Here is a 16,521-nt window from a genome sequence, read left to right as displayed (position 1 = left end):
GGGACGGACGCGCTTCGCATCCAGGCTCAGGTCGAGCCGATGGAGAGCGGGTAATGACCCCGATCCCGCCCCTGTTGCGTCTGATCCGCGGTACCTGCATGCAACATGGCGTCGCAACGCGGGATCGCTAGCCCTGCACATTGTCCGGGGCGCGGTAGTCCGGTGCTTTCCAGGCGTGTTCTCGAGGTGGCGCGCACCTCTCGGTGCTAAGGGGACAGGGAGTCTTCTCCGTGCGTAGCAGGTCCGAAAGAAGAACATTCGACCCATTGTCTCTATACCCGTCCCAGCTTCCTCTTTCACAACCAGGAGCTTGTCCATGGAATCGGTAGGCAAAGACTACATCGCTGGCGTCCAGATGCTTGCATCGTTCGGAAAGGACCTCAGGCGGGCCAAGGCGCATACGGCCAGGTATTTCGACATCATGGCCGATCTTGCGGGCGGTGAAGACGTCGCTGAAGTCTGGACGCACATTCAGGCGACTGAAGATCGTTTCAAGGCCGTTGTGCTTGGCCGATTCTTCGAAATCATTACTCACCCGCTTTCCCACGATGACGAGGGAAAGATTGCCTGCATAGTCTTGATCCGAAACGCGGTCACCAACGAACCTATCGAGCTTTATCGTTTCATGATCACGAGGGCCGGGGAGGCACAAACCGAGAAGGGAGAAGAGTTGATCAGTCATCGATCAGAAGCCGGCCCCGAGATGCTTTTGGTGCAGATCAGCCTCGCTGTGCTGCATTCGCGTCCCAGTTGAATTACCAAAACATGATAATCACCGCAGCTAGTCGCTAGTCGCTCACCGGCGGCATCTCGACGAAGAGCACGATCCTGACTAGCCAGACGAGCTGCCGCCAGACAGTACGAAGCTCTGAAGATGGACAGATGCTCGCTCTCGAAAGTCTAGGGACCCTACCGGACTGATGTACGCAGCGGTAAGGGCGCCAACAACGTCACGTCAGCGGCGGCCATGGAGGCTGCTGAGGAACATTGGAGATCTGTCTTGGGAGAACATGTATCTGCCTTATCCATCACGGCTGATGGGTAAGCGTTCTTTCAACGTCGGTAAGCGTCTGGTTCATGGCATCGGCATCCGGCCGGCTGATCGTTCCGTCGCGAGCCTGTAGATGCCCCGCACGTGTCTGCACCTGGCCTACGGCCATTTGCAAACGTGCTGCCTGTTGCTTGGACACCTGGTGACCCTTGACGGCAAGGTTTATCCGCTCACTCAACGAGGCTGCCCGGTGCTGGAGGTAGTCGCTATCCGTTTCCAGCGCCTGCTGGCCGAAGGCGGGGCTGCTAAGCAGAATCGCGGGTGCTAGGAGTAGTGGTAGCAACAGATGGCGCATGGCGATTTTCTCGTGGTGAAAGAGGTGTCTTACCATGCCGTGCCGGCACCCTCATAGGTGGCAGTCGACAGCCTTGCTCACCCCTTGGACGACAGGCAAAAAAAGCCCTGCTCTCTGGCAGGGCTGAAGTCAATGAGGGTTGGAGCACTCATGCTAACTCTGATCGCGATGTCTAATAGGAGTTCCGGCGGGGTTCTGGACGATTCATGCCCGGCGATGTTCGCACTCGCTCATGTTGAGGTAGATAGGGCGTGCGCGGCCTGCCGGGCAGCGTGAAGGGCGAGCGGCGTGCGACTTCTGTCCTAGCGATCCTGCAGGGCTCGACGCAACCCGGCGTTGCCCAGCGACACGGCCAAGCAGTCCTCGGCCAGGCCAAGACCCGCATTGACCCAGGCATTGGTGCCGTAGCGCTTGCGTAGATCGATCGCCACCTTGGCGGCAAGACAGGCGGCGCTGGAGCCGATCAATGCGGGCAGCAGTATCGGTTGTCGCCGCGCACCTGCGAGCGCTGCCGCACTGATGCCGCCGGATAGGGCACGGACCAGCAGCGATGGCGCAATGGTGCGATCCGGGGCGAAGGGCATCTTGTCGCCCAACAGCTCACCGGCGGCCAGGGGCATCACGTAGCGCCGTACCTGGCGCGACGCTAGGGTACGTGCAGGTTCGCCCGCGGCCTCTATGTCCGCACGCTCGGCCAGCGCCTGGCTGACCATGGTCGGCGCCAGCATGCTGCGCATGCCTGTCACCACGCCAATAGCCAAGGCGCCCCACAAGAGGTTGCTGGTTGTCGTCATCGTCGATTCTCCCGGTGGTCGTTCCCATACGGACCGGGTGTGCGCGGGACTGTTCAGCTCAATGGAGCCGCAAATCGCGCGCGCTTTCGTAATCCAAAGTGAACGGTGCCGCTACCGACTCAACTCATAGGCGCACATGTTCACCGTCGCCGCCAGATTCAGCGACTCGATAGCGCCCGCGCCAGCGATGGTGAAGGGCTGGGCATTCAGGGCCGCGAGGTGCTCGCGGGGAACGCCGCGGGCCTCGTTGCCGAACAGGTAGCAATCGAAGGCCTTGAACTGGGCTGACTGCACCGGCGTGCCTTGCATATCGAGGCAGGCGAGGCGCGGGAAGCGCTCCTGCAGGCCGTCGAGTGCGACATCCAGCTCCAGCGGCGTGTGGAAGATGGCGCCCATGCTGGCGCGGACCACCTTGGGATTGTAGGGGTCGACGCTGCCAGCGCTGAGCAGGCAGCGAAAGCCGCCGAACCAGGCCAGGGTGCGCAGGATGGTGCCCAGATTGCCCGGGTCCTGGATCTCGTGCAGATAGACCGCGCGCTCGCCCTCGACGGCTGCCGGTGCGGCCGTCAGGGCGGCGGGCATCGGCGCCACCGCCAGGATCCCTTGCGGGGTCTTGGTGTCGGCCAGCTGCGCCATCTGCCGATCGCTGATCAGGTGCGTCCGGAACGGACTCTGCCAGTGCTCATAGGCAGTCGTCACATAGAGCTCGGCGCGCTGCAGCGGGGGATTTTGCAGCGCGGCCTTTTGCAGCTCCAGCACCAGGTGCTCGCCCTCCACCAGGAAGTGGCCGAATTCGGCGCGGTACTTCTTCTGGTGGAGCTTCTTGATGTCGTCGAGCTTCATCAACCCGCAGCCCGAACCAGCAGGGCGTCCTGGGCGTCGCCTTCCGCGAGCATCGCCTTGGCCAGGGCCTCGGCAACCTTGATGCCGTCCACGCCGGCGGAGAGGATCCCACCGGCATAGCCGGCGCCTTCCCCGGCCGGATACAGGCCGCGCAGATTCAGGCTCTGCAGGCTGTCGTTGTCGCGGGTGATGCGCACTGGCGACGAGGTGCGGGTCTCGATGCCAGTCAGGATGGCGTCATGGCGATCGAAGCCGCGGATCTGCTTGCCGAAGGCGGGCAGGGCTTCGCGAATGGCCTCGATGGCATAGGCGGGCAGCGACGGCGCCAGATCGCCCAGGCGTACGCCGGGCTTGTAGGAGGGCTCGACTTCACCGAATTCGGTGGAGGGCACGCCGCGAATGAAGTCGCCGACCAGTTGGCCGGGCGCGCAATAGTCGCTGCCGCCCAGTTCGTAGGCGCGCGATTCCAGGCGCTCCTGCAACTCGACGCCGGCCAGCGGATCGCCGGGGAAGTCCTGCTCGGGATTGATGCCCACCACGATGCCGGAGTTGGCATTGCGCTCGTTGCGCGAGTACTGGCTCATGCCGTTGGTGACCACGCGGCCCGGCTCGGAGGTGGCGGCCACCACGGTGCCGCCCGGGCACATGCAGAAGCTGTAGACGGCGCGGCCGTTCTTGGCGTGATGGACCAGCTTGTAGTCGGCAGCGCCCAGTTCCGGGTGGCCGGCGTACTTGCCCAGGCGGGCCTGGTCGATCATGCCCTGGGGGTGTTCGATGCGGAAGCCGACGGCGAAGGGCTTGGCTTCGATGTACACGCCCTGGCGGTGCAGCATGCGGAAGGTGTCGCGGGAGCTGTGGCCCAGGGCGAGGACCACGTGGCGGCTGTGCAGGGTCTCGCCATTGGCCAGCACCACGCCTTCGAGCTGACCGTCGTTGATCACCAGATCGGTCACCTTGGTTTCGAAGCGGACTTCGCCGCCAAGGGCGATGATTTCCTCGCGCATGGCTGCCACGACGCCGGTCAGGCGGAAGGTGCCGATATGCGGTTTGCTGACGTAGAGGATCTCCTCCGGCGCGCCGGCGCGAACGAATTCGTGCATCACCTTGCGGGCGTAGAACTTCGGATCCTTGATCTGGCTGTAGAGCTTGCCATCGGAAAACAGGCCGGCGCCGCCTTCACCGAATTGCACGTTGGATTCGGGCGTCAACACCTTCTTACGCCACAGCGCCCAGGTGTCCTTGGTACGGCTGCGCACCTCCTTGCCGCGCTCCAGCACGATGGGCTTGAAGCCCATCTGGGCCAGCAGCAGGGCGGCGAACAAGCCGCATGGGCCGAAACCCACCACCAGCGGGCGCTCGGTCAGGTTCGCCGGCGCCTGGCCGACCGGGTAGTAGCCGGTGTCCGGTGCGGGCCGTACGTGCAGGTCATTGGCGAAGTGCGCCAGCACCGTCGCCTCGTCGCGCACTTCCAGGTCGATGATATAGATGAACAGGATGACGCTGTTCTTCTTGCGCGCATCGTAGCTGCGCTTGAACACGGTGAAATCGAGGAGGTCGGCGTCGCGCAGGTTCAGGCGGCCGAGGATGGCCTGGCGCAGTTCGGCGGGGGTGTGATCAAGCGGCAGCGACAGTTCGTTGATGCGAATCATGACAATAATCCTGGCCGGTGACTCCGGCAAAGGAAGGGACGAGGAGGGGTGGGGCGGCGATTGTACCCGGCGGCCCCGGCGCTGTCAGGCTGGGACGATGGGCGCGCCTCTGGGCGGTCTGGCGGTCACCCGGGCGATCCCTGATTCGTCCCGGGGCGTTATCGGCTTATAATCGCCGCCACTTCGCGGCCGGCCAGACCTGGCGTGCGTCCGCTTCTCACCCGCTTTCCCGTGGTAGCTCCAACATGAAAAGATCCAAAAGCAGCCGTCGCTGGCTGGATGAACACGTCAACGATCCCTTCGTCAAACGCGCTCAGAAAGACGGCCTGCGCTCGCGCTCCAGCTACAAGCTGATCGAGCTCAACGAAAAGGACAAGCTGATCCGCCCGGGCATGCTGGTCATGGACCTGGGCTCGGCTCCGGGTGGCTGGTCGCAGGTGGCCGGGGGCATCGTCGGCGAAAAGGGCCGCGTGGTGGCCACCGACATCCTGCCGATGGGAGCCCTCGACAACGTCGACTTCGTCCAGGGCGACTTCACCGACGATGCCGTCTTCCAGAAGATCCTCGGCGTGCTCGATGGCCGCCAGCCCGATCTGATCGTCTCCGACATCGCGCCCAACATCAGCGGCGTCGCGGCGGCCGACCAAGCGGCGGCGATGTACCTGGTGGAGCTGACCCTCGACATGGTGCGCCAGGTGCTCAAGCCGGGCGGCAACTATGTGGTCAAGGTGTTCCAGGGCGAAGGCTCCGATGTCTTCCTGAAGGACGTACGCACCTCCTTCGAGAAGGTGTCGATCCGCAAGCCCGAAGCCTCGCGTCCCCGCTCGCGTGAGGTCTATCTGGTGGGCAAGGGTTTCAAGGGCTAGGTCCGCTCCGGCATCAGGCGCGGGCCTGTCGATGGCCCGCTGAGATGACTGTCCGCCACGCGGTGGCGTCCACGGCGAAAGCCTGGCTGATCATTAATTCCTACCGCGACTTGTCGAGGTCTGCACAGGATCCTGAGACAGGTACGGCGCATCGTCGTGTCCTTCGTCAAGACGTTCCTTAGCCCTGTGGGCCGGGAAACTGCGTGGCCAGGATCTGATTCGCCTATCTATCCATGTCTGGCAACTGTGAGGCGATGTTTCCGTCGGGAGTTAATTCCTGAACGACTGCTAGGGTTCTCTATGATCCGCGCCCATACCGGTGTTGCCGCGATCTTTTGCCGAAAAGCAGGGAGCTGGATAGATGGATGGGTATGTGTTCGAGACGGCCAGAAGATTGCTCACGGATATCTACGGCGCCTTGTACGAAATGGAAAACGGGCAGGGCTTTCGCTGTGTAAAGGCCGAGCGCGGCCAGCTCTTCCTGTACCGGCCCGCTGCAGGTCTGGCGGAGGGCAATCTGGGCGAGATTGCCTTCGACGTCGAATCCCATGCCAGAAGGGCAGGTCGAGGGATCGTTGAAACCAGACACTTCTTCAAGCAGCTGAAAGCCGACAGCGGCCATGCCACCGAATGTGACAGCCGCTATGACTGGCCACGGGTCGGTTTCTCCGAAAAGGCGGAGGTCAGACTGATAGCGCTGCGACTGCAGGAGTTTCTCGGCCTACGCAGCTGAGGTTTTGCAGGCGTACCCGTTGTTTCGCCGATCCCTGCAGTGCAGGGATGATAGGGCAGGCTTGACAGCTCCCGTGGAGCGTCCTCCAGCTGAAGATGCTCACCCGGGGTGAACACCTTCGCCAGGGTCGGCTCGCTATCAGGCAGGCTCCTCGAAAAGCGCATAGCCAGTGGGTACGCGACCTTGGGTAGTGTGCCGGGAGCTGTCGACCAGCGCTGCGGCTCGCTTGGCCAGGCCCGGTTTCGACCCCTTGGTAGCGGGGTGCGCCAAGCGTTGCGTGGACGAGGCGCCGTTCAGGACGAAGAACTCCATCAGTTGCTGCAACTGCTCGGCCTGGCTGCTCATCTCTTCGGCGGTGGCGGCCAGTTCCTCGGAGGCCGAGGCGTTCTGCTGGGTCACCTGGCTCAGTTGCAGCATGGCGCTGTTGATCTGGTCGACGCCAGCGCTCTGTTCTTCCGAAGCGGCGGTGATCTCCTGCACCAGGTCGGAGGTCTTGCTGATGGAGGGCACCATGTCGTCCAGCAGCGAGCCGGCGCGTTCGGCCAGGGCCACGCTGCCCTGGGCGACATTGCTGATCTCCTGGGCCGCCACCTGGCTGCGTTCCGCCAGCTTGCGCACCTCGGAGGCCACCACCGCGAAGCCCTTGCCATGCTCACCGGCGCGCGCCGCTTCGATGGCCGCGTTGAGTGCCAGCAGATTGGTCTGGTAGGCGATGTCGTCGATGATGCCGATCTTGGCGGCGATGGTCTTCATGGCCACCAGGGTGTCTCTCACGGCCTGACCGCCTTCGTTCGCCTCGCGGTTGGCCTTGCCGGCCATGCCGTCGGTGACCTTGGCGTTCTCGGTGTTCTGGGCGATGGAGGCCGACATCTGCTCGACGCTGGCGCTGGTTTCCTCGACCGAGGCGGCCTGCTCGGTGCTGGCCTGGCTGATGCTCTGGGCGGTGGCGGAGATCTCTTCCGAGGCGCTGGCCAGGCCATCGGAGGCACTGCGGACGTCACTGATGATCTGCCCCAAGCGCTGGTTCATGCCGCCCATGGCGCGGAGCAGGGCCGCGGTCTCGTCACGGCCCTCGGCCTCGATGCGCTGGGTGAGGTCGCCGGCGGCCAGGCGATCGGCGATCGCGACCGCGGCGCGCAGGGGGCGGGTGATACTGCGGCTCATCAGGAAACCGAGCAGGATGCCAAAGGCCACACCCACCGCGATGAGGCCGATCAGCATGACTCGACTGCGGGCATAGATCTGGTCGGTGAGATCGTTGGCGTCGCTGGCGTTCTGCTCCTTGCGCTTGGACAGCTCGGTCATCAACACGCCGACCTGATCGCCATAACGGCGGACGCTGGCCAGTTGGTTGTCCAGCTCCGGGTCGGCGTCACGCAGCGCCCTGGTGCCCGCGATCGTCATCGCCTGGTCCAGCTGCGAGGTGTAGCTGCCGAGCAATTCGTCGATCTGCCGGAAGTTGGTCGCCGAGGCCTCGCTGCTGAACAGCGGTCGGGCCTTGGCGAGGTTGTCTCTGACGTTGGCGAGGCCCAGCTTGACCTCCGCCTGGGCGCGACGGCGGTCTTCATCACTGGTCGCCAGCAGGTAGTTGCTGCGTGCGCGACCGATGAAAACGAGATTCAGGTTGGCCTCCTTGATGTACGAAAGCCCGAGCAATTCGTTTTGATAAAGCTGGGTCGCTAGATCGTTGATCTGGCTGCTGTTGCTCAGACCCGCCAAACCCACCAGCAGGCTGATGGACGCCACGGCGATGAAGGACACGATGAGGCGAGTGCCAATGCGAAAATTCTTGAACATCTGAAAGCTCCTGCGAAGAAGCTAGCGTGCGACGCTAGCGAGGACCAATGACGGGTTAATGACGTCAATGATCAGTCTTTCGGATGGACAGATATTAAATTTATAGTGGCCTAGTGCCGTGGTGACGATTAACTGGAACTTAGCGGAATAAGGCTAAGTTGCTCCAGTAAAGGTTTTTGCGATGCGTATTTGAATGCCTGGTTACGTGATAAACCCCCGCTAGCGATTCTTCGAATGACTGGTGAAGTGCCTGTTACGGCAGGATCTAGGCGTTCTGCGGTAACTAGGGTGATGGCGAGTCGATCAGCATTCATTCTTCGTCATTCCATTCGTACGGAGCGAATGCGGTATTTGAGAAAGTATCGCTACTTATTCTTGATCAGAAGTATTGCCGCTCGCGGACCGGATCCTCGTCTTGATGGTAAGGGAGTAAGCGCGGTATCGGAGGCCTGTATCATCCATCCGCGAAGACCTCAGGGTCCCGCAGGGACTTGGTGAAAAGGCCATGTCCGCTTGTTCGACGCTTGGCAACCGAGTCGATTGCGCGGCCAGAGCGATTCCAGGAGCGACCCTTTTCAAGGCCAATTGCAACGATGAGAGTCGACTGTGCTCAAGGCCTGGCAAAACCCCTTGGGTCCGGGGCTCGCGCAGCGTGTACGATTGAGCCTCTTTCGCCGCCGAGCCCATCGATGTTGACCCCCCGCGTTTCCCTGACTCTGACCCTGCTGCAAGCACGCGAAGCCGCCATGGCCTTTTTCCGGCCATTGCTCAATCAGCATGGCCTTACCGAGCAGCAGTGGCGGGTCATCCGCTTGCTCAAACAGCGTGGCGATACGGAAATGCACGAACTGGCCAATCAGGCCTGCATCCTCAAGCCGAGCATGTCCGGGGTGCTGGTGCGGATGGAGCAGACGGGTTATGTGGAGCGCTATCGCAACGCCCGGGATGCCCGACGGGTACACGTCAAGCTGACCGCCCAGGGCGAGGCCTGCTTTGCCGCCATGGCCGGCGGCATGGAGGCGAACTATCAGCGCATCCTCGAACAATTCGGCGAAGAAAAGCTCGGGACGCTGATCGGTCTGCTCGAAGAACTCAAGCGGATCGAGCCGGAAGGCGGGGTGACGCCGCCCGCCGAATCCGCGCAGGACCTCTAGTAGACGCCACCGCCTGCCACGGGCTGCACGTCCTTGAAGGCTGCCAGCAGGGTCTGCAGCCCCTTGACCAGCACGCTGGTGTCAACGCCCACGGCGACGAAGGTCGCGCCCAGTTCCAGGTAGCGCCGAGCGAGGCCTTGGTCGGCGCTGAGAATGCCGGCGGCCTTGCCGCTGGCGACGATCTGGCCGATGGCCGTCTCGATGGCGGCCTGCACCTCGGGATGCCCTGGATTGCCTCTATGGCCCAGGGCCGCGCTGAGGTCGGCGGGGCCGATGAAGACGCCGTCGACGCCCTCGACCGCCAGGATCTCCGGCAGGGCGGCAAGGCCCGCGCGGTTCTCCACCTGTACCAGCAGGCAGAGTTGCTCCTCGGCGCGATTCAGGTAGTCGGGCACGGTGTTCCAGCGCGAGGCCCGGGCGAGGGCGCTGCCGACGCCGCGAATGCCCTCGGGCGGGTAGCGCATGGCCCGTACCAGCTCCCGCGCCTGGGTGGCGGATTCCACCATGGGTACCAGCAGGGTCTGGGCGCCGATGTCGAGCAACTGCTTGATCAGCACCGCATCGCCTATCGGTGGGCGCACGATGGGCTGGCTGCGATAGGGCGCTACCGCCTGCAACTGGCCGAGCAGACCGCGCAGATCGTTGGGCGCGTGCTCGCCGTCGAGCAGTAGCCAGTCGTAGCCGAGGGTCGCGGCCAGTTCGGCGGCATAGGCGTCGGCCAGGCCGACCCAGAGGCCGATCAGCGGCTCGCCGCCCTTGAGGCGTTGCTTGAAGGTGTTCAGTGGCAGGTCCATGGGCGCTCCTCAGACGAAGCGGCAGGCGATGCTGCCGAGCTGGTCGTAGTCGACGTGGAAGGTATCGCCGGGCCGCGCCGCCACCGGACGGGTGAAGGAGCCACCAAGGATGATCTGGCCCGCTTCCAGGGTCACGTCGTGGGCGGCCAGCTTGTTGGCCAGCCAGGCCACGCCCTTGGCCGGATGGTTGAGTACCGCGGCGGAGACGCCGGACTCCTCGATGACGCCGTTGCGATAGAGGATGGCCGGTACCCGGCGCAGGTCCAGGTCGTGGGGGCGCACGGCCTTGCCGCCCAGGACCACCCCCGCGTTGGCGGCGTTGTCGGAGATGGTGTCGAACACCTTGCGCGTGGCCTGGGTCTGGGGATCGACCTGCTGGATGCGCGCGTCGATGATTTCCAGCGCGGGGATCACGTAGTCGGTGGCGGCCAGCACGTCGAACAGGGTGCAGTTGGGGCCACGTAGCGGCTTGCCGAGGATGAAGGCCAGCTCCACCTCCACCCGCGGCACGATGAAGCGCTGGAAGGGGATGTCGGTGCCCTCGTCGAAGAACATGTCGTCCAGCAGCGCACCGTAGTCGGGTTCGCTGATGTTGGACGAGACTTGCATGGCGCGCGAGGTCAGACCGATCTTGTGGCCCACCAGCTTGCGGCCATCGGCGAGCTTCTGCTCGACCCAGGCACGCTGGATGGCGTAGGCGTCGTCGAGGGTGATCTCGGGTCGCTCCAGGGAGAGCTGGCCGATCTGTTCGCGGGAGCGCTCGGCCTGGTCGAGGCGACGCGCGGCGGCGTGGAGGAAGGCGGTGTCGAGCATGGCTTAGTGTCCTTGAGGATTGACGAGATGGGCGGGGGTGCGCAGCACCAGCAGGGCGCCGAGCGCGATGAGCACGGCGAGCACCTGCAGCGCCAGGGCGCTGCTCTGGGTGGTGTCGCGCATCCAGCCGATGAAGAAGGGCGCGCCGAAGGAGGCGATGCTGCCCAGGGAGCTGATCAGGCCGATGCCGGCGGCCAAGGTCCGTTGGCCGAGAAAGGCCGGGGGCAGTTGCCAGAATTGCGGCAGGGCGGCGCTGGCGCCCATGCCGGCGAGCACCAGGCCGAGCATCACCGGCCAGGGCGCCTGGGGCAGCAGGCTGGCCAGGGCCAGGCCCAGCGCGGCCATGAGCAACGGCACGGCCAGGTGCCAGCGGCGCTCGCGGTGGCGGTCGGAGGAGCGGCCGGCGGCGAGCATGAACAGGCATCCCGCCAGGTACGGCAGGGCGCTGAGCAGGCCGACCTGACCGTCGCTGCCGATGCCGGCGCCGTGGATCAGCGCCGGCATCCAGAAGGCCAGGGTGTTGACCGCCAGCATCACCGCGCAATAGCTGGCCACCAGCAACCAGAGATGACCGCTGCGCAGCAGGCCGGCGGTGGAGGTCACCGGTTTGCCGGCTTCTTCCTGGGCGAAGTCCTCGTGCAGCCGGGCCTTCTGGCGCTCGTCCAGCCAACCGACGCTCTGGTAGCCATCGGGCAGGGCGCGCAGTACCAGCAGGCCGAGCAGGACCACCGGCAGGCCTTCGAGCAGGAACATCCACTGCCAGCCGCGCAGCAGCGGCCCTTGGCGAAAGGCGTCGAGCAGGGCGCCGGACAGGGGGCCACCGAGTACCCCGGCAAGGGGCACCGCCAGGGCGAACAGCGCGGTGACGCTGCCGCGTCGCCGGGCCGGGAACCAGCGCGCCAGATAGACCAGGATGCCGGGAAAGAAGCCGGCTTCGGCGGCGCCGAGCAGAAATCTCAGGGTGTAGAAGGCCACTGGCGTCTGCACCAGGAACATGCCGGCCGAGAGCAGGCCCCAGACCACCATCAGCAGGGCGATCCAGCGCCGTGGCCCGACCCGCTCCAGTGCCAGGTTGCTGGGCACGCCGCACAGCGCGTAGGCGATGAAGAACAGTCCGGCGCCGAAGCCGTAGACGGTATCGCTGAAGTGTAGATCGGCGCTCATCTGCGCCTTGGCGAAGCCGATGTTGATGCGATCCAGGTGGGCGAAGAGATAGCAGACCAACAGCAGCGGCATCAGCCGCCAGGCGATACGGCGATAGGGCGTCGTCGCCTGGGCGGCGGAGGCGGGAATATCCAGCGCCTGGGGCATGGGAAACCTCGCGTTATTGTTGTTGTAGGACGTGCTCGGTGGGTTAGCGAAACAGCGGGTGCAGGCTGCTGCGCTTGCCGTCGTAGACCTGGCCGGGGCTTTCATCGATCTGCAGGGTGATGCCGACCGGTCGCCGTTCCAGCAGGGCGCTCAGGTGCTGCTCCAGGGTGGCGAGCAGGGCGTCGCCGACCTGACGGTGCAGCGCTGATGCGCGCCCAGCGCCCATGCGTAGATTGGCGTAAAGGAAGCCGTAATCGCCCTGGCCATCGGCGATGGCCGCGTGGGCCGCCGGATAGGCCAGCACCCGCACGCCGCCGGTGGGAAAGATGGCCTTGCCGGCCGAATCGCGCTGGGCGAGCAAGGTGTCGGCCAGCGCCCGGCAGAGCGTGGGCAGCTCGGCGTCGCCGTCGAGGTCGGGGCTGTAGAGCAGGGTCAGATGGGGCATGGCGAAAGGCTCCGCGCCGCCGTCACAGGCGGCTGCTGTTGGGGACGTTGGCGGGGGCGCTGGCCTGGGGGCGGGGAATGGCGGCGCCGGTCTGCGCGGTGACCGGGAAGAGGGCGTTGATCTGCCCGGTCCCGGAGGCGGCGAAGTAGGGCGTCAGCACCTCGACCTGGCCGTCGTAGTCGCTCCAGCCGAGGGCGCCGAGCAACATGGCGGTGTCGTGCATGAAGCCTTCGCCATGGCCCTTGGCGGCGTATTCCGGAAGCATGCCGCAGAATTCCGCCCAGTCGCCGTCCTGCCACATGCGCACCACGCGCTCGTCCAGGGTTTCCAGGAAGGGGCTCCAGATCCTGGTGGCGAATTCCGGTGCCTGGCCGTTCTGGGCGAAGCGGTGGGACAGCGAGCCGCTGGCGAGAAAGGCGACGGTTCCGTCGTAGTGGTCTTCCACCGCGCGCCGCAGTGCCCAGCCCAGGCGGGCGCTGTCGTGCAGGTAATGGGAGGTGCACAGCGACGAGACCGAGATCACCTTGAAGTGCTGGTCGGCGTTCATGTAGCGCATCGGCACCAGGGTGCCGTACTCCGGTGCCAGGGTGGTGGCGTCGTGGGCCATGGTCTCCACGCCCAGAGCGTTGGCGCTCCCCGCCAGCAGCTTGCCCAGCGCCGGATTGCCGGGAAACTCGTAGTCCATGTTGGCGATGAAGTGCGGCAGCTCATTGCTGGTGTACAGCCCCTTGAAGTGCGGACCGCAATTGATGTGGTAGTTGGCATTGACCAGCCAGTGGGTATCGAACACCACCAGGGTGTCGACGCCCAGTTCGCGGCAGCGGCGGCTGATCTCCCGGTGGCCATCGATGGCGGCTTGGCGAAAGCCCTTGCGCGGGCCGTCCAGTTCGCTCAGGTACATGGAAGGGACGTGGGTGATCTTGGCCGCGAGTGCGAGGGTGCCCATGGTGTTCTCCTGACCGGGGCGGCGCGCGCCCCGGTGGTGGTTGGCCGGTGGGGATGGCGATCAAAGGCCCCAGCGGGGGATGTGATGGTTGCCCATGGAGATGCAGACGTTCTTCACCTCGGTGAAGACCTCGAAGCTGTATTCGCCGCCTTCACGGCCGGTGCCCGAGCCCTTGACGCCGCCGAAGGGCTGGCGGAGGTCGCGCACGTTCTGGCTGTTGATGAACACCATGCCGGCCTCGATGCCCTGGGCCAGGCGGTGGGCCTTGCCGATGTCCTGGGTCCAGACATAGGAAGCCAGGCCATAGTCGGTGTCGTTGGCCAGGCGCAGCGCCTCGGCTTCGTCCTTGAACGTGAGCAGGCAGACCACCGGACCGAAGATCTCCTCCTGGGCGATGCGCATGCGGTTGTCGACGTCGGCGAACACCGTGGGCTGGATGAACTGCCCCTTGGCCAGATGCGCGGGCAGATTGGCCGGACGCTCCAGGCCGCCGGCCAGCAGATTGGCGCCTTCTTCGAGGCCGATGCGGATGTAGCCGGTGACCTTGTCGTAGTGCGCCTGGGTGATCATGGAGCCGACCTGGGTCTTGGGATCCTGGGGATCGCCCACCAGCAGGCGCTTGGCGCGCGCGGCGAACTCGGCGACGAACTGGTCGTAGACGTCTTCCTGGATGAAGATGCGGCTGCCGGCGGTGCAGCGCTCGCCATTGAGCGAGAAGATGGTGAACAGCGCGGCGTCCAAGGCGCGGTCCAGGTCGGCATCGGCGAAGATCAGCACCGGGCTCTTGCCGCCCAGCTCCATGGAGTACTTCTTCAGCCCCGCCGTCTGCATGATCTTGCGGCCGGTGGCGGTGCCGCCGGTGAAGGAGATGGCGCGCACGTCCGGGTGACGCACCAGGGCGTCGCCAGCGGTGGCGCCGTAACCCTGGACCACGTTGAGCACGCCCGGCGGAATGCCGGCTTCCAGGGCCAGGCGGCCCAGTTCATTGGCGGTGAGCGGCGAGAGTTCGCTCATCTTGAGTACCGCGGTATTGCCCAACGCCAGGCAGGGCGCGGTCTTCCAGGTGGCGGTCATGAACGGTACGTTCCACGGCGAGACCAGGCCACAGACCCCCACCGGCTGGTGCAGGGTGTAGTTGAGCATCTGGTCGTCCACCGGATAGCTGTGGCCGTCCATGCGGGTGCAGACCTCGGCGAAGAACTCGAAGTTGTGCGAGGCGCGGGGGATCAGCACGTTCTTGGTCTGGTGGATCGGCAGACCGGTATCCAGGGTTTCCAGCTCGGCCAGGTTGGGCACGTTCTGGTCGATCAGTTGGCCCAGCTTGCGCATCAACCGAGCGCGTTCCTTGGCCGGGGTGGCGGCCCACTTGGGGAAGGCTGCCTTGGCCGCGGCCACCGCCTGGTCGATCTCGCGCGGGCCGCCGCTGGCGACCTCGCCCAGGGCTTCGCCAGTGGCCGGGTTGTAGTTGGTGAAGGACTCGGCGCTCTCGACTTCGCGGCCGTCGATCCAGTGCTTGATCATGTTCAGACTCCCTTGGTGTGCTTGGCCGAAGCCGGGTTGGCAAAGAAAGCGGCTTCGCTGACGATGCGGTTGACCAGGCGGCCCACGCCTTCCACTTCCACCACCACCTCATCCCCCGGCACCACGTCGGCCAGGCCCTCGGGCGTGCCGGTGGCGATCATGTCGCCCGGTTGCAGGGTCATGAAGCTGGAGAAGTATTCGATGAGGTAGGGGATGTCGAAGATCATGTCGGCGGTGGTGCCCTCCTGGGTGAGGGTGCCGTTGATCCAGGTGCGCAGCCGCAGATTGCCCGGGTCCGGCACGTCGGCGACGTCGACGATCCAGGGGCCGACCGGGGTGGTGGCGTCGCGGTTCTTTACGCGCAGGTTGGGCCGGTAGTAGTTCTCCAGGTAGTCGCGGATGGCGTAGTCGTTGCAGACGGTGTAGCCGACCAGGTAGTCCAGGGCGTCCCCGCGCTTGACGTGGCGCGCCGGCTTGCCGATCACCGCCACCAGTTCGCACTCGTAGTGCATGTAGTCGACACCATCCGGGCGCCAGGTCACCTGGTTATGGCCGGTGTAGGTGCCGGCCGACTTGATGAAGGCCAGCGGTTCGGTCGGCGGCGTGAAGGCCAGTTCGCGGGCGTGGTCGGCATAGTTGAGGCCGAGGGCGAACATGGTGCCGGTAGCCGGCGGCAGCCACTCCACGGCACCGGCGGACAGGCGTTCGCCATTGGGCAGGCGGATGTTCAGTTCGTCGTCCAGGGTGACCTGGAGGACGACGCCCTGGTGGCGGATGCGCGCGTGTTTCATGGACGCACCTCCGCGACCACGGTGTTGGCCAGCCGGCCGATGCCGTCGATGACCACCTCCACCCGATCCCCCGGGACCACGTCCACCCGGCCTTCCGGGGTACCGGTGATCAGGACGTCGCCGACGTCCAGGGTCATGAACTCGGTGATCTCCGCCAACAGTTGCGGCAGGCCGCGGACCCAGTTGGCGGTGGTGTTTTCCTGGCGCACCTCACCGTTCACCAGCAGGCGCAGGGTGAGGTCCTCGACCGCAGCCACGGCGTCGCGTGGCACCAGCTGGTCACTCAGGGCACAGAAGCCGTCGCGGCACTTGGCCTTTACCGCCGGGCGGTAGTAGCTGTCTTCGGGCAGGCTGAATTCGTTGACCACCAGGTAGCCGGCGATGTGGTCCAGAGCGTCGGCGGGCTGGACGCGGCTGGCGCGGCGACCGATCACCACCCCCAGCGCCGGACCGGGTTGCAGGCGTTCGCCGGCCGGCGCCACGACCGAGCCCTCCTGGCCATTGCGGGTATTGGGCGTCTTGATGAACAGCACCGGACGCTGCGGCGGCTTGAGGTAGGGCTTGTCACCGAATTCGGCGAGGCGACTGTCGAGCAGGCCCCGGTAGTTGAGCGCGACACCGAACAGGGTGCCGCTGGGGGTGGGTAGGGCTGGGGTCATGGTCTCTCCCGAACGGCTTTGCTGGCCGTATTTATTAATATGTTAATGATATAGTTAAT

17 protein-coding genes are annotated in these 16,521 nt (G+C 65.0%); 4 read left to right on the top strand and 13 right to left on the bottom strand.

The genetic code is table 11. The annotated features are described in order from the left end of the window. The first annotated feature begins 316 nt into the window (after positions 1–316). Positions 317–754 carry a hypothetical protein gene (locus BMZ43_RS07960; protein ID WP_093252171.1) on the top strand — a complete coding sequence of 146 codons (438 nt, stop codon included), beginning with the start codon at positions 317–319 and terminating at the stop codon, positions 752–754. A gap of 274 nt (positions 755–1,028) precedes the next feature. Here the strand turns inward: BMZ43_RS07960 and BMZ43_RS07955 are convergent, their stop codons facing one another. From BMZ43_RS07955 to BMZ43_RS07940, 4 genes are all read right to left on the bottom strand, one after another. Next, the gene (locus BMZ43_RS07955) at positions 1,029–1,346 is read right to left on the bottom strand and encodes a hypothetical protein (RefSeq protein ID WP_093252168.1); all 318 of its coding nucleotides are present in this window, start codon (positions 1,344–1,346) and stop codon (positions 1,029–1,031) included. A gap of 302 nt (positions 1,347–1,648) precedes the next feature. Further along, the gene (locus tag BMZ43_RS07950; protein WP_093252165.1) at positions 1,649–2,140 is read right to left on the bottom strand and encodes a DUF4126 domain-containing protein; all 492 of its coding nucleotides are present in this window, start codon (positions 2,138–2,140) and stop codon (positions 1,649–1,651) included. Positions 2,141–2,251: 111 nt separating this feature from the next. Beyond that, complete coding sequence (locus BMZ43_RS07945) at positions 2,252–2,983, bottom strand: TrmH family RNA methyltransferase (RefSeq protein WP_093252162.1); 732 nt, start codon at positions 2,981–2,983, stop codon at positions 2,252–2,254. Next, positions 2,983–4,632 (bottom strand): NAD(P)/FAD-dependent oxidoreductase, encoded by a 1,650-nt coding sequence (locus BMZ43_RS07940; protein ID WP_093252159.1) that lies wholly within the window; start codon positions 4,630–4,632, stop codon positions 2,983–2,985. The genes BMZ43_RS07945 and BMZ43_RS07940 overlap by 1 nt, the downstream gene beginning before the upstream one ends. A 245-nt stretch (positions 4,633–4,877) precedes the next feature. Here BMZ43_RS07940 and rlmE point away from each other — a divergent pair, with 245 nt between their 5' ends. Beyond that, entirely contained in the window at positions 4,878–5,498 is a 621-nt protein-coding gene (gene rlmE, locus BMZ43_RS07935; protein ID WP_017641377.1) for a 23S rRNA (uridine(2552)-2'-O)-methyltransferase RlmE, read from the top strand. 361 nt (positions 5,499–5,859) lie between these two features. Next, positions 5,860–6,231 (top strand): hypothetical protein, encoded by a 372-nt coding sequence (locus BMZ43_RS07930; protein WP_093252156.1) that lies wholly within the window; start codon positions 5,860–5,862, stop codon positions 6,229–6,231. Positions 6,232–6,369: 138 nt separating this feature from the next. Here BMZ43_RS07930 and BMZ43_RS07925 read toward each other — a convergent pair whose 3' ends face one another. After that, positions 6,370–8,028 (bottom strand): methyl-accepting chemotaxis protein, encoded by a 1,659-nt coding sequence (locus BMZ43_RS07925; protein WP_093252151.1) that lies wholly within the window; start codon positions 8,026–8,028, stop codon positions 6,370–6,372. A gap of 689 nt (positions 8,029–8,717) precedes the next feature. Between BMZ43_RS07925 and hpaR the strand changes: the two genes are divergently transcribed. Then, positions 8,718–9,182, top strand: a complete 465-nt coding sequence (gene hpaR / locus BMZ43_RS07920) for a homoprotocatechuate degradation operon regulator HpaR (protein ID WP_017641374.1) — start codon at positions 8,718–8,720, stop codon at positions 9,180–9,182. Here hpaR and hpaI read toward each other — a convergent pair. The 8 genes from hpaI to BMZ43_RS07880 are packed head-to-tail and all read right to left on the bottom strand — an operon-like array spanning position 9,179 to position 16,462. Then, positions 9,179–9,976: a 4-hydroxy-2-oxoheptanedioate aldolase gene (gene hpaI / locus BMZ43_RS07915; RefSeq protein ID WP_017641373.1), complete on the bottom strand. Its 798-nt coding sequence runs from the start codon at positions 9,974–9,976 to the stop codon at positions 9,179–9,181. The genes hpaR and hpaI overlap by 4 nt on opposite strands. A gap of 9 nt (positions 9,977–9,985) precedes the next feature. Beyond that, the gene (gene hpaH / locus BMZ43_RS07910; protein WP_017641372.1) at positions 9,986–10,789 is read right to left on the bottom strand and encodes a 2-oxo-hept-4-ene-1,7-dioate hydratase; all 804 of its coding nucleotides are present in this window, start codon (positions 10,787–10,789) and stop codon (positions 9,986–9,988) included. 3 nt (positions 10,790–10,792) lie between these two features. Further along, complete coding sequence (locus tag BMZ43_RS07905) at positions 10,793–12,100, bottom strand: MFS transporter (protein ID WP_064309039.1); 1,308 nt, start codon at positions 12,098–12,100, stop codon at positions 10,793–10,795. Between the two features lie 43 nt (positions 12,101–12,143). Beyond that, a complete protein-coding gene (locus BMZ43_RS07900; protein WP_064309040.1) occupies positions 12,144–12,545 on the bottom strand; it encodes a 5-carboxymethyl-2-hydroxymuconate Delta-isomerase in 402 nt (133 codons plus the stop codon). Between the two features lie 22 nt (positions 12,546–12,567). After that, entirely contained in the window at positions 12,568–13,491 is a 924-nt protein-coding gene (gene hpaD / locus BMZ43_RS07895) for a 3,4-dihydroxyphenylacetate 2,3-dioxygenase (RefSeq protein ID WP_093252146.1), read from the bottom strand. A 60-nt stretch (positions 13,492–13,551) separates the two neighbouring features. Next, positions 13,552–15,012 carry a 5-carboxymethyl-2-hydroxymuconate semialdehyde dehydrogenase gene (hpaE, locus tag BMZ43_RS07890; RefSeq protein ID WP_064308555.1) on the bottom strand — a complete coding sequence of 487 codons (1,461 nt, stop codon included), beginning with the start codon at positions 15,010–15,012 and terminating at the stop codon, positions 13,552–13,554. A gap of 2 nt (positions 15,013–15,014) precedes the next feature. Continuing rightward, positions 15,015–15,803, bottom strand: coding sequence for a fumarylacetoacetate hydrolase family protein (locus BMZ43_RS07885; protein WP_064308554.1), 789 nt, complete (start codon positions 15,801–15,803; stop codon positions 15,015–15,017). Continuing rightward, positions 15,800–16,462 (bottom strand): fumarylacetoacetate hydrolase family protein, encoded by a 663-nt coding sequence (locus BMZ43_RS07880; protein WP_093252143.1) that lies wholly within the window; start codon positions 16,460–16,462, stop codon positions 15,800–15,802. The genes BMZ43_RS07885 and BMZ43_RS07880 overlap by 4 nt, the downstream gene beginning before the upstream one ends. Positions 16,463–16,521 lie beyond the last annotated feature (59 nt).

Source organism: Pseudomonas sp. Snoq117.2 (genome assembly GCF_900110545.1).
Lineage (GTDB): Bacteria > Pseudomonadota > Gammaproteobacteria > Pseudomonadales > Pseudomonadaceae > Chryseomonas > Chryseomonas benzopyrenica.
Note: the sequence above shows the minus strand (reverse complement) of the source record. Positions and strands in the feature narration are given on the sequence as shown.

Bases quoted from the DNA above. Each gene is read 5' to 3' on its own strand.
- BMZ43_RS07885 (WP_064308554.1), bottom strand. From the start codon at position 15,803: ATGAAACACGCGCGCATCCGCCACCAGGGCGTCGTCCTCCAGGTCACC.
- hpaE (WP_064308555.1), bottom strand. From the start codon at position 15,012: ATGATCAAGCACTGGATCGACGGCCGCGAAGTCGAGAGCGCCGAGTCC.
- hpaI (WP_017641373.1), bottom strand. From the start codon at position 9,976: ATGGACCTGCCACTGAACACCTTCAAGCAACGCCTCAAGGGCGGCGAG.
- BMZ43_RS07930 (WP_093252156.1), top strand. From the start codon at position 5,860: ATGGATGGGTATGTGTTCGAGACGGCCAGAAGATTGCTCACGGATATC.
- rlmE (WP_017641377.1), top strand. From the start codon at position 4,878: ATGAAAAGATCCAAAAGCAGCCGTCGCTGGCTGGATGAACACGTCAAC.
- hpaD (WP_093252146.1), bottom strand. From the start codon at position 13,491: ATGGGCACCCTCGCACTCGCGGCCAAGATCACCCACGTCCCTTCCATG.
- BMZ43_RS07925 (WP_093252151.1), bottom strand. From the start codon at position 8,028: ATGTTCAAGAATTTTCGCATTGGCACTCGCCTCATCGTGTCCTTCATC.
- hpaR (WP_017641374.1), top strand. From the start codon at position 8,718: ATGTTGACCCCCCGCGTTTCCCTGACTCTGACCCTGCTGCAAGCACGC.
- BMZ43_RS07940 (WP_093252159.1), bottom strand. From the start codon at position 4,632: ATGATTCGCATCAACGAACTGTCGCTGCCGCTTGATCACACCCCCGCC.
- BMZ43_RS07945 (WP_093252162.1), bottom strand. From the start codon at position 2,983: ATGAAGCTCGACGACATCAAGAAGCTCCACCAGAAGAAGTACCGCGCC.
- BMZ43_RS07960 (WP_093252171.1), top strand. From the start codon at position 317: ATGGAATCGGTAGGCAAAGACTACATCGCTGGCGTCCAGATGCTTGCA.
- BMZ43_RS07905 (WP_064309039.1), bottom strand. From the start codon at position 12,100: ATGCCCCAGGCGCTGGATATTCCCGCCTCCGCCGCCCAGGCGACGACG.
- BMZ43_RS07955 (WP_093252168.1), bottom strand. From the start codon at position 1,346: ATGCGCCATCTGTTGCTACCACTACTCCTAGCACCCGCGATTCTGCTT.
- hpaH (WP_017641372.1), bottom strand. From the start codon at position 10,789: ATGCTCGACACCGCCTTCCTCCACGCCGCCGCGCGTCGCCTCGACCAG.
- BMZ43_RS07880 (WP_093252143.1), bottom strand. From the start codon at position 16,462: ATGACCCCAGCCCTACCCACCCCCAGCGGCACCCTGTTCGGTGTCGCG.
- BMZ43_RS07950 (WP_093252165.1), bottom strand. From the start codon at position 2,140: ATGACGACAACCAGCAACCTCTTGTGGGGCGCCTTGGCTATTGGCGTG.
- BMZ43_RS07900 (WP_064309040.1), bottom strand. From the start codon at position 12,545: ATGCCCCATCTGACCCTGCTCTACAGCCCCGACCTCGACGGCGACGCC.